This is a genomic window from Acinetobacter sp. A47 (assembly GCF_000805455.1).
Classification (GTDB): domain Bacteria; phylum Pseudomonadota; class Gammaproteobacteria; order Pseudomonadales; family Moraxellaceae; genus Acinetobacter.
In genome coordinates this window covers 300,379-312,621 of the sequence record NZ_JSUS01000064.1, presented here as the reverse complement: position 1 = coordinate 312,621, position 12,243 = coordinate 300,379, and the positions used below count along the sequence as shown (strand labels likewise).

General features: G+C 44.6%; 10 protein-coding genes and 2 tRNA genes. 7 read left to right on the top strand and 5 right to left on the bottom strand.

Annotation, left to right across the window (positions count from 1 at the left end):
• Positions 1–66: 66 nt before the first annotated feature.
• The 7 genes from metF (at position 67) to OC23_RS13590 (ending at position 8,728) form a co-directional block, all read left to right on the top strand.
• Complete coding sequence (metF, locus tag OC23_RS13620; RefSeq protein WP_038345424.1) at positions 67–903, top strand: methylenetetrahydrofolate reductase [NAD(P)H]; 837 nt, start codon at positions 67–69, stop codon at positions 901–903.
• A 22-nt stretch (positions 904–925) separates the two neighbouring features.
• On the top strand, positions 926–1,642 hold the full coding sequence (locus OC23_RS13615; RefSeq protein WP_038345423.1) for a 16S rRNA (uracil(1498)-N(3))-methyltransferase: 717 nt from the start codon (positions 926–928) through the stop codon (positions 1,640–1,642).
• Positions 1,643–1,762: 120 nt separating this feature from the next.
• The gene (locus OC23_RS13610; protein ID WP_038345422.1) at positions 1,763–4,639 is read left to right on the top strand and encodes an EAL domain-containing protein; all 2,877 of its coding nucleotides are present in this window, start codon (positions 1,763–1,765) and stop codon (positions 4,637–4,639) included.
• A 191-nt stretch (positions 4,640–4,830) separates the two neighbouring features.
• Complete coding sequence (locus OC23_RS13605) at positions 4,831–7,101, top strand: NADP-dependent malic enzyme (protein WP_038345421.1); 2,271 nt, start codon at positions 4,831–4,833, stop codon at positions 7,099–7,101.
• Between the two features lie 97 nt (positions 7,102–7,198).
• Positions 7,199–8,425, top strand: coding sequence for a multifunctional CCA addition/repair protein (locus OC23_RS13600; protein WP_038345419.1), 1,227 nt, complete (start codon positions 7,199–7,201; stop codon positions 8,423–8,425).
• A gap of 142 nt (positions 8,426–8,567) precedes the next feature.
• Positions 8,568–8,643, top strand: a tRNA-Asn gene (locus tag OC23_RS13595).
• A 9-nt stretch (positions 8,644–8,652) separates the two neighbouring features.
• Positions 8,653–8,728, top strand: a tRNA-Asn gene (locus OC23_RS13590).
• A gap of 115 nt (positions 8,729–8,843) precedes the next feature.
• On the opposite strand, the gene OC23_RS13585 is transcribed toward OC23_RS13590, so the two are convergent.
• Genes OC23_RS13585 through era form a run of 5 tightly spaced genes read right to left on the bottom strand, consistent with a single transcriptional unit; the run spans position 8,844 to position 12,241 of the window.
• Positions 8,844–9,500, bottom strand: coding sequence for a tRNA-(ms[2]io[6]A)-hydroxylase (locus OC23_RS13585; RefSeq protein ID WP_038345418.1), 657 nt, complete (start codon positions 9,498–9,500; stop codon positions 8,844–8,846).
• Between the two features lie 2 nt (positions 9,501–9,502).
• The gene (gene pdxJ, locus OC23_RS13580) at positions 9,503–10,231 is read right to left on the bottom strand and encodes a pyridoxine 5'-phosphate synthase (RefSeq protein ID WP_038345417.1); all 729 of its coding nucleotides are present in this window, start codon (positions 10,229–10,231) and stop codon (positions 9,503–9,505) included.
• Between the two features lie 55 nt (positions 10,232–10,286).
• The gene (recO, locus tag OC23_RS13575; RefSeq protein ID WP_038345416.1) at positions 10,287–10,997 is read right to left on the bottom strand and encodes a DNA repair protein RecO; all 711 of its coding nucleotides are present in this window, start codon (positions 10,995–10,997) and stop codon (positions 10,287–10,289) included.
• 9 nt (positions 10,998–11,006) lie between these two features.
• Positions 11,007–11,201 (bottom strand): NF038104 family lipoprotein, encoded by a 195-nt coding sequence (locus OC23_RS13570; RefSeq protein WP_038345613.1) that lies wholly within the window; start codon positions 11,199–11,201, stop codon positions 11,007–11,009.
• 14 nt (positions 11,202–11,215) lie between these two features.
• Positions 11,216–12,241 carry a GTPase Era gene (gene era, locus OC23_RS13565; RefSeq protein WP_038345415.1) on the bottom strand — a complete coding sequence of 342 codons (1,026 nt, stop codon included), beginning with the start codon at positions 12,239–12,241 and terminating at the stop codon, positions 11,216–11,218.
• Positions 12,242–12,243: the final 2 nt, after the last annotated feature.

The window sequence follows — 12,243 nt, the reverse complement described above, 5'->3', positions numbered from 1 at the left end:
AGGGCAGACGTTTTACGGACTGCCCTTTTTTCTAAATTTTCCAGGCGATTTTAAAAAGGATTTGAAATGACAAAACGTGTTCCTATTTCTTTTGAGTTTTTCCCGCCAAAAACCGATGCAGGTGCGGAAAAGCTAAAAGTTGTTCATCAAGAATTACAACAGTTAAACCCCGAGTTTTTTTCAATTACCTATGGTGCAGGCGGCTCTACACGTGAACGCACTTTAGCTGCCATTCATGAATTTAATGGCAAGGGTACGCCGGTTGCACCGCACCTGTCCTGTATTGGTGACGATAAAGCCCGTATTGCCGAACTTCTGGATTTATATAAATCTCAGGGTATTGACCGTATTGTTGCATTGCGTGGTGACTTGCCGTCAGGTCAGGTGGGCCTGGGCGAATTGCCTTATGCACAGGATCTGGTGCGCTTTATCCGTGAACACACAGGCGATCACTTCCACATTGAAGTTGCCGCCTATCCTGAAATGCATCCGCAAGCTGATAGCTTTGATCTGGATATTCAGCGTTTTGTAGAGAAAGTCAATGCAGGCGCAAATGCCGGTATTACTCAATTTTTCTTCAATCCGGACGCATATTTCTATTTTATCGAACGGATTGCAAAAGCAGGCGTGAATATTCCTGTTGCACCGGGTATTATGCCCATCACCAATGCAAGTAACCTGATCCGCTTTGCAGATGGTACAGGTGCAGAAATTCCGCGCTGGATTCGTAAGCAACTGGCTGCTTATGGAGATGATAGCGAAAGCATCAAAGCTTTCGGTCACGAAGTTATTGTCAATCTTTGTGAACGTTTAATCGCTGGTGGTGCGCCAACCCTGCATTTTTATTCCATGAACCAAACCGAACCGACTCGACAACTCGTTGTTGATCTGGGTTTAAATTAATTTGTACGAGCACACCCCAAGCATGAACCGTTTTTATATCGAAACCGAATTAACAACTGGCAATACGATTGAATTAACAGAATCGGTTTTTCATCACTGGGTCCGTGTGCTTCGCGCAAAAGAGCAAGATCAAGCCATCTTTTTCAATGGAAAAGGTGGTGAATATGTCGTGACTCTCACACAAATCAATAAAAAAACAGCATTTGCTTCTGTAGACCAGTTTGAAGCGGCAGACCGTACAGCGCCATTCAAGGTGATTTTAGGCCAGGTCATGAGTAAAGGTGATCGTATGGATTATGCCATCCAGAAAGCCACCGAGCTTGGCGTGAGTACCATTCAGCTGCTGACCAGTGAACGTTGCGAAATGCGTTTAAAATACGACCGCGATCAAAAAAAGCTGGATCACTGGCAATCAGTCGCCATTGCTGCTTGTGAACAATGTGGCATGAATCGCATCCCGGTCATTCTCCCTCCGGTTGCATTGGCAGACTGGGTCAAATCCGAACTGCCTGCGGCGCGTTTCGTGCTGGCTCCCAACAAAGACCAGCAAAATGTACTGCTTGACTGCTCTCCTGACCTGGCTTTATTGATCGGCCCGGAAGGTGGCCTGAGCGAGGCAGAAATTAACACGGCCAATCAGCATCATTTTCAAAACTGGTGTATCGGCGAGCGCATTTTAAGAACTGAAACTGCTCCGGTGGTCGCCTTGTCGATTTTAAATTATCACTTTAGCTCCTAAACATGCGTCTGCATTGCTTTCCATTTTGTACAACGTTAATTTAAAAACAAAATTCGGCTGTGTTTACAAAAAAACAAAGACTGTGAACATAGATAAAAAATGAAAAGGATTATGCTTTATATGTTAGGAGTTCAGGAAAAAAGCTTGCCTCAGTTTATCTATACGGATCAAATCAGTTATCCGAATCATGTCCGCTTATTTGTCATAAGCGTGCTTTGTATTTGTCTGTTAGATTTTGCACTCTTTGGTGTTTTTTATTCCTTTGAATCCAACATTTTTACCCAATGGATGAGTTTAACCCTACTTATCCTGTTGATGTTTGCCGGTACCTGCCATTTTTTATTAAAGCGATATTCTTCCACACGCTATACTCACCGGACCCATCGCGTTTTCCAGCTGATCTGTTTTTTTACCGGTGTGCTGGTTGGGATCAATACCGTCATCATTAATCATTATTTGGAAACCGATGTTCCGCAACTGCTCGCTTCACATGTTTTAACCCTGACGGCATTGCTGCTAAATGCTTCTCACATCATTGCACTCACCTTTTTAACGCAACATATCCGCTATTTCTTTTTATTTTTTATCCCAAGTATTACGCCATTACTTATTTCCCAGCTATTACAGCAGGATCATCAACATACCCTGTTTTATTTGGCGTATTACTGTTCTTTTTTTGCAACGGTACTGTGTGCACATGCAACCTACAAGATTCATAAACGGCTTGGACTGGTACTGGAAAAAAACAAGCAGTTGATCGATGTTGCCGAACAGCACAATCAGTGGACAGATGAACTATGCCAGCAATTGCAACGAGAAGTTAACAAGTCCAAGGATATCGAGGCGCAGCTACAATTCAATAATCACCTGCTTGAACAGAAAGTCCGTGAACGTACCTTCGATCTGACCCAAATGAATGAAAGTCTGGAGGAACATCGCCAGAACTTGACCTTTGCCCATGAAACCGCCGGTATTCGGCCGTGGGACTGGAACCTTGAAAACCACACGGTCGGGATCACCAATGCCCATAGTCAGGCCGTTACCCGAAACTCGGCCAATCATTACGCCCTGCTGCACAAGATTATCCATCCTGAAGATATTGAAAGGGTAAAAAACACCCTCTACAGCCATTTGTGTGGACAAACCAAACGTTATGAGGAAACTTTCCGCATCAAGCGCCACAATGGTGAATGGACCTGGATTCATGATGTTGGTCAGGTCATTTTAAGAAATCCCAAAGATGGCACACCTTTGCGTATGGTGGGCATCCATCGTGATATTCATCAGGAAAGAAAGGATCAGGAACGCTTAAAGCTGGCTGCCAGTGTATTTGAACAGGCTTCCGAAGGTATTTTTATTCTGGATGAAAACTTTAACTATATTGAAGTCAATCCCAAATACGAAAAGTTAACCGGGCTGGACAAACAGGCCATCCTGAACAAGCAACTTTTTGAAATTACCAAGCAGAATAAACAGCATCATCATAATTTTCATCTTTCCATTATTGATACCCTACTGGAAGCAGAAGAATATGAAGGCGAATTTCAGGAAACCTATAGCTCGGAAAAGTCCTGTTTTTTATGGATGCATATCAATGCGGTTAAAGATGAACAGGACCGGGTGATTAACTATATCGGCATTGTTTCAGATCAGACCGAGCGTAAGCATCAGGAACAGCGCCTGTCTTATTTGACCAATTACGATACCCTAACTGACCTGCCCAACCGTTTTTATTACCAGCAACAGTTGCATCAGTATCTGGTCAATGAGCCTGCCATTCAACATCTGGCGGTGATCCGGCTAAATATCGACCGCTTCCGTGCGCTCAATGAAATTATCAGTAACAAAGCCGGCAACGAACTCTTGAAACAGGTTGCACAGCGGCTCAGGATTAGCAATATCGATGCCTTACTGGTGGCCCACCTCAGTGCCGATGATTTTGCCATCATTTATGAAATGTCGCATCTACATCCGCCTATTCATCAATTGTGCAACAATATTGTCGAAACCTTGAGTAAAGCCTTTTACATTGCCGATCAGGAATATTTTGTCAGCATCTCGATTGGGGTCGCCATTTATCCGGAACATGGCCGTCAGGTGGATAATTTAAATACCCATGCAGAACAGGCCCTGAATGAAGCCAAGCGCCTAGGCGGCAATACCATCCACTATTATTCCAATGAAAGGGCCAATTTTGTTGCGAAATATAGTGATCTGGAACTGGACCTCAGAAAAGCGATCCAGAACAAGGAACTGGTGGTTTACTATCAACCCAAGATCAGCATCCAGACACAGCAGGTCAATGGCTTTGAAGCCCTGATTCGCTGGAAACATCCGACAAAAGGCTTAATTATGCCAAGCATATTTATTCCTTTAGCAGAAAGTACCAGTTTAATTTCCGATATAGGCCAATTTGTCTTGCACGAAGCCGCCAAACAGTTACAGGCCTGGCAAGCACTAGGTTTTTCCAATATTAATATCGCCGTCAATATTGTTGCCCAGCAGATTTTACGTGGCCAGTTATTACATGATATCGATGAAGTCCTGACCAGCTATGGAATCTCAGGTAAAAATCTGGAACTGGAAATTACCGAATCTGCCTTTCTGGAGAATACGGAAAGTGTAAAAACCATCCTCAATGCCTTGAAAAAGCGTGAAATTTCAATTGCTCTGGATGACTTTGGTACCGGCTATTCATCTCTGGCCTACCTCACCGAATATCCTATTGATATTTTAAAGATTGACCGCGCATTTATTTTAAAAATTGGTGATCCAAAACAGGATGCAATCGTTAATGCCATGATCGCCATGGGCAAAACCATTGGCCTAAAAGTCGTGGCTGAAGGTGTGGAAACAGAACAGCAACGTGATTATTTGAAACGGCAAAATTGCGATATATTGCAGGGTTACCTGTTCTCCAAGCCATTGACTGCAACAGGTGCTACTGAATACCTGCAACAGCATCTTCACCTGTCAACCGCAGGATATTCCATTTAACCGTCAATTTTCAGCGTTTTAGCTCTTTCTCTAACGCTGAAGAACGACTGTGAACAGCTTCATGGTTCAGTGAAAATAAGCTTTTTTGACTGTGCGAAAGCATGAACTAGTGCTATATTCTTGTGCACTTATCTTAATATAGTAATTGGACTTGTAGATGTCTGATTATTATCGGAACAAATGAGACTCAGATGGACGATCAATCTTTAAAACAAGCCGCTTTGTATTACCATGAATTTCCAACCCCGGGAAAAATCAGTGTGACACCAAACAAGCAGCTCGTTAACCAACGAGATTTAGCGCTTGCGTATTCCCCTGGTGTTGCAGCTCCATGTCTAGAAATTGAACGGGACCCTTCTACTGCTGCAAAATATACAGCACGAGGTAATCTGGTCGCCGTCGTGAGTAATGGTACAGCCGTGCTTGGTTTGGGAAATATTGGTCCTCTTGCTTCTAAGCCGGTGATGGAAGGTAAAGGCGTTCTATTTAAGAAATTTGCTGGTGTAGATGTCTTCGATATCGAAATTGATGAAAATGATCCAGACAAGATCGTCGATATTGTTGCTGCGCTAGAGCCAACATTTGGCGGGATCAACCTTGAAGATATCAAGGCACCGGAATGCTTCTATATTGAAAAGAAACTTCGTGAACGCATGAAAATTCCGGTATTCCATGATGACCAGCATGGAACCAGTATTATTGTCGGTTCAGCTTTACTAAATGCATTGCAGATTGTAAATAAAAAAATTGATGAAATTAAAATCGTTGCCTCAGGTGCAGGCGCCGCTGCGCTTTCTTGCCTCGACTTACTCTGTGCTTTGGGTGTAAACAAGCAAAATATCATTGTTGCCGACTCTCGCGGCCTGCTGAATACAGCACGTGAAGGTCTGGATGAATCGAAAAAACGCTACGTTCAGGACATTCAGGCCAGCCAGCTGCATGAAGTGATGGCAGGTGCAGACATGTTCCTTGGCCTTTCAGCAGCAGGAATCCTAACCAAAGACATGGTGAAGGAAATGGCGGAGAATCCGATCATTTTTGCACTGGCCAACCCTGATCCGGAAATCTTGCCTGAACATGCCCATGAAGTGCGTCCAGATGCGATTATGGCAACGGGCCGTTCTGACTATCCAAACCAGGTCAATAACGCACTTTGCTTCCCTTATATCTTCCGTGGTGCGCTGGATGTAGGCGCGACAACCATTAACGAAGAAATGAAGATCGCCTGTGTTCACGCCATTGCGCGTATGGCACATGTCGAAGCAGATGCAGCAACCTATGGAGAAAAATCAGCTTCATTTGGTCGTGACTACCTGATTCCGCGTCCACTTGATCAACGCCTGATTCTGGAAATTGCACCAGCGGTTGCCAAAGCAGCTATGGATTCGGGGGTCGCAACCCGTCCAATCGAAGACTTCTCTGCATATCGTCAGCGTCTTTCCGAGTTCGTTTATAACTCTGCTTTCCTGATGAAGCCGATCTTTGCACAGGCAAAAACCGATCCTAAACGCATTGCCTATGCAGAAGGCGAAGATCTGCGTGTATTACGTGCTGTCCAGATTGCGGTAGATGAAGGTCTGGCAAAACCGATTCTGGTTGGTCGTACCGCCGTGATCGAAGAAAATATCAAAAAGCTCGGTTTACGTTTGCAACATGGTGTCAATATTGAAATCGTCGATCAGGAAAAAAATCCTCTGTACGACGAGTTCTCTAAAGAATACCATCAAATTATGCAACGTAAGGGTGTGACTGTTGAATATGCCCAACGTGAAGCTCGCCGCCGCTCTACCCTGATCGCAGCCATGCTGGTGAAGTTTGGTAAAGCTGACGGTATGTTATGTGGTACCTATTCAAGCTACGATATTCACTTGGACTTCGTGAAAAATATCATTGGCTTGAAAGAAGGCCGCAGCACATTCTTTACCTTGAACGCATTGATGCTGGAAGACCGCAATTTATTTATCGCCGATACGTATGTCAATACTAACCCTACGGCCGCCCAGCTTGCTGAAATGACCATTTTGGCAGCTGAAGAAGTCCGCCGTTTTGGTATTACACCACGCGTGGCCCTGCTTTCTCACTCGAGTTTCGGTAGCGATCAAACCGATCCGAGCGCGCAAAAAATGCGTGAAGTTTACCGTTTGTTATCTGAACAGGCGCCTGAACTTGAAGTTGAAGGTGAAATGCATGGCGATGCAGCACTGGATGAAAATATCCGACACTTTGCCTTCCCGAATTCACGTTTTAAAGGGTCAGCAAACCTGTTAATCATGCCTAACCTGGATGCAGCAAACATCTCTTTCAACCTGTTAAAAGCCACCTCTGGTAATAATGTGACCATTGGTCCAATTTTACTTGGTGCGGCAAAACCTGTTCATATTCTGACACCTACAGCAACGACTCGTCGTCTGGTCAATATGACAGCATTAACGGTTGCTGAAATCCAGCAAAGCCAGAACTAAAGTTCACCACAAAAAAGCTTTTCTGCAAAAGCTTCTTTGAGCGCTTGAGAAAACCTCTATTCTGTAGCATGATTGTGTGAAGAATAGAGGTTTTTTCATGCAAGTTTATTTAGTAGGCGGTGCAGTCCGGGATCACTTACTCGGCTACCCCTATCACGAAAAAGATTATGTGGTGGTTGGAGCAACACCAGAACAATTATTGGCTGAAGGTTATCAACCTGTCGGTAAGGATTTTCCTGTATTTTTACATCCAAAAACAAAAGAAGAATACGCACTCGCACGCACCGAACGTAAATCTGGTGTAGGTTATCATGGCTTCCAGTTCTTTACAGATCGCAGTGTCACACTAGAAGATGACCTGATCCGCCGTGACCTGACCATCAATGCCATGGCCATGGATGAAACCGGAAAAATTTATGATCCTTATGGGGGTCAACAGGATCTGGAACACAAAATCCTGCGTCATGTTTCCGACGCTTTTACCGAAGATCCATTACGTGTACTCCGTGTAGCGCGATTTGCTGCCCGTTATGCACCTTACGGGTTCTCAGTGGCCGATGAAACCCTGCAACTGATGCAAACAATTGCCCGATCAGGAGAATTAAGTGCGCTCACTCCGGAACGTGTCTGGAAAGAAACCTCGCGTGCCTTGATGGAAACGCATGCCGATGTTTATTTTCAGGTTCTGAAAGCATGTGATGCCCTGGAAGTCCTATTTCCAGAAATCAACGCATTATTCGGCATTCCTCAACGCCCGGAATATCATCCTGAGATCGATTGCGGTGTGCATACCCTGATGGCGCTTAAACAGGCCTGCCTTGCAGACTATGCCCTTGAAGTGCGTTTTGCCGTACTGGTTCATGATCTGGGTAAGGCCCTCACCCCGGTTGAGGAGCTACCACGACACATCATGCATGAAGAACGAGGAATCCAGCCTGTTACTCAAATTTGTGACCGTCTGAAGGTTCCGGCTGCGCTGAAGAGTCTGGCCCTGATTGTATGTAAGGAACATTTAAAATGCCATCAGGCAAAAAACCTGAAACCCGGTACTTTATGGCGTCTGTTACAACGTCTGGATGTACTGCGTCGACCGGAAAAAGTAGAAGCTTTTGTGCAGGCCTGTGAATGTGATGCCAAAGGCCGTTTAGGTCTGGAACAACGTCCTTATCCGCAAGCGCAATATATGTTAGATGCAATGCAAATCGTCAGAAATATCCGTGCGCAGGATTTACCTGAACATGTGACCGGCCCGGAAATTGGTGAAATGCTGATTCAGTATCGAATTGAAGCACTGGCAAAGTTTAAGGAACAACACATTAACTGATTAATTTTTAAGTAAATAAGTTGTTTTGCTAGTATTTTTTGATCACTTTGTGCCAAAAAGACTATTAATCAAGCAAACGATTAATTTTATTTACTATTGTTGTTGACGCATCTGCTTTTCATGCCTAAAATGCGCATCAGATTCTCCAATAGCTCAGTCGGTAGAGCGACGGACTGTTAATCCGCAGGTCCCTGGTTCGAGCCCAGGTTGGAGAGCCAATCTACTATTCTCCCATAGCTCAGTCGGTAGAGCGACGGACTGTTAATCCGCAGGTCCCTGGTTCGAGCCCAGGTGGGAGAGCCAAGATTCTAAAAAGCCCAGATTATTGATCTGGGCTTTTTTTATGGGGGTATATAGCTACATCCATAGCACAGATATAAAAAAAACCCCTGTTTGCTCAGAGGTTTTTATGTTCAGCTTAAGCAGGTACTTTCGCCGGTACCCCACTATGGAAACGGAAAGTATCATCCGGACTTAAAATCAGATTTTTCTCCACTTCACGGATATGCCTGATCCGCTGCTGAATATCTTCTTCCGGGTCTTTGAGTTTTGCAGATTTTGCGACATCCAGTGCCAAGGCCAGATAGTCCTCAAAATGACGAGATTCAGACTTAAGCAAATAACGGTAGTAACGCCCCAGCTCATCATCTACAATCGGTGCCAGCGCATAGAAACGCTCACATGAGCGTGCTTCGACAAATGCACCAATAATCATCACATCAATCAGGGCTTCCGGTTCATAAGTCCGGATTTCTTTACGCAACTCACCTGCATAACGCCCTGCACTCAACCCTTTCCACTCCTGACCACGTTTATTCATGAATTGCAACACCTGCTCATAATGCAGCATCTCTTCACGAACCAGTTGTGCCAACTTGACCTGTAAATCGGTAAAAAAACTATAGCGGAACATCAGATTCATGGCCGTTCCGGCAGCTTTTTTCTCACAATTGGCATGGTCCTGCATCAGAATGTCCAGATTGTTCAGCGCTTCATCCAGCCATGCCTGAGGAGTGGTACAACCTAAAAACGCAATAACAGGTTGCATTAACTCATCGTAATCTATACTACTCATTTTTATCTCGCAGCAGCCTCAATCGCTGCCTTCATATCTTTTACCGCTTGAGCAAGGCCCACAAATACACTTTCTGCAATAATCGAATGTCCGATGTTTAGCTCATGGATTTGGGGAATCGCAGCAATCGCAGCCACATTATTCAGGTTTAAACCATGACCGGCATTGACCACCAGACCTTTGGCTGCAGCATATTCGGCAGCCTTGATAATACGCACCAACTCAGCCTGTTGCTGCTCATCGGTTTCAGCATCCGCATAAGCACCCGTATGAATCTCGATGGTAGGTGCACCACAGGCGACTGCAGCATCAATCTGTGCAAGATCAGCATCAATAAATAATGATACATCACTGCCAATTGCAGTAAGTGCCCGTGTAGCCGCCTGTACTTTTTTAAAGTGTCCTACCACATCCAGACCACCTTCGGTAGTCACTTCCTGACGACGCTCAGGCACAAAACAGACATGCTGTGGCTGGATTTCCTTGGCAAACTCAACCATTTCATCTGTCACAGCCAGTTCCAGATTCATACGTGTTTGCAATAATGGTCGCATACGACGCACATCATCATCCTGTATATGGCGACGATCTTCACGTAAATGCAAGGTAATCCCCTCTGCACCCGCCTGTTCACAAACCAGGGCAGCCTGAACCGGATCAGGGTAAGTTGTACCACGTGCCTGTCTCAATGTTGCAACATGATCGATGTTTACACCCAAGATTGCAGCCATAAAAAATATCCTATCGTTTTCGTCCCGAATAATGATGTCAAATACATCCGGAAGATCAAGTTTGTGTACTCTGGATCCAGAGTTGACGGCTTTTTAAAGGCCGGTCACCCAATAATGAACTAATCATTTGGCGATATAGTTTACCTAATAACTGTAATTGTTCGTGAGAAAAATCCCGTCCATCTTCATAGTTTTGCATCGCAGCAATCAGCGAACCGGAAAGTGTCGAACGTGATGCTGCTTGTGCAACCGGCAAAAAGCCATCATTCAACTGAAACAGGTAATGCCGAACAGGCAGGATCTCCTGCTGATTGGCATCAACAGAAAAATCAATGGCATAGCCCAACTCTTGCAATAAAACATGCTCGAATTGGCGCAGGATTTGCCGCAAAAACAAAGCGGCCTGTTCATGTGAGGCAAGTTGTTGTAATTGCAACAAGGTCAACTGATATTGCTGGAAAGTTTGCGGCATGGCTTCTTCAAGCGGACAAAGGCGCAACACGATTTCATTTAAATAAAAGCCAGCAAAAAATGCATCACCATGAAAGAAAACAGGCTGGTTCAGGATTTCGAGTTTAGTGAAGTTTTTAAGCTCGGACTTACCAGTGGCTTGTAAACAGACCGGCTGATACTGCGGTGGCGGAATCTGTCTTAAGATTCCATCCACCCGACCATATTCTTGCGTAAATAAATGCACGATATGGCTTTTTTCACGATATTTACGATGATGAATCAAATAGCCATGCAAGACTTCATTACGCATCATGGGATGATATTAGTCCTTTTTCTTTTCATCCTTTTCATCATCACCATCAGGAATCACGGCACCCACTACAGCAGCCGTTCCTTTTACAACACCTTTGGTGGTCTTATAAGCGACTTTAACAGGTACCGTTACCAGCTTATGTACACAACCTTGCAACATCAAAATACACGACACAACTGCCAATACACGGATTGTTGTTTTCATACCGGTTCCCATTCTTAAATATCGCTATAACCCAAGCTTTTCAGTGCACGCTCATCATCAGACCAGCCGCCCTTCACTTTTACCCAAAGTGTCAGCATGATCTTCTGTTCAAACATTTTTTCCATGTCTGCACGTGCATCCATCCCGATACTTTTCAGCTTCGCACCTTTATCGCCAATCACAATGGCTTTTTGCCCTTGGCGCTCAACAAAGATGGTTGCATCAATATAGGTACAAGGTGGCTTTAAACGACCGGTTTTTTCATTGACAGTCGCTTCTTCTGTTTTGAAAGATTCGATCTGTACCGTCAAATCGTATGGCAGTTCCTCACCCAGCTGACGCATGATTTTCTCACGAATAATTTCACTCGCAAGGAAGCGTTCAGAACGATCGGTAATCTGGTCCAGTGAATATAATGGCGGCTGATATGGCAGGTACTTTTCAATCGTATCACGCAAGTGTTCAAGATTGGCACCACGCAAGGCAGATACAGGAACGATTTCGGCAAAGTTCATTAACTTGGCACGCTCCTGGATCAAAGGCAAGGCTTCGTTCTTGTTCTCGAAAGTATCCAGCTTGTTGATCACCAGAATCACTGGCATATCTGCATTTTTCAGCTTTTCCAGAACCAGCTCATCATTTTGAGTCCACTTCTGAGCATCTACCACAAACAGCACCAGATTCACATCACGCAATGCCGAGTGCGCAGCACGGTTCATCATTTTATTGATGGCACGGACTTCTTTCTTATGCATCCCCGGCGTATCCACAAATACCGCCTGAGATTTTTCACGCGAATCAATGCCGACAATCTTGTGACGTGTGGTTTGTGGCTTACGCGAAGTAATTGATAATTTCTGACCCAATAAATGGTTCATCAAGGTCGACTTACCAACGTTCGGGCGACCTACAATCGCAACAAAACCGCTTTTAAAATCTGAAGGAATCGTGGTTCCTTGAGAACTAAAAAATTGATCAATCAGGTTATTGCCATCGTGCTGCTCAGCGGCCTCTGGCGTATTTTCATTTGAATGGGACATCA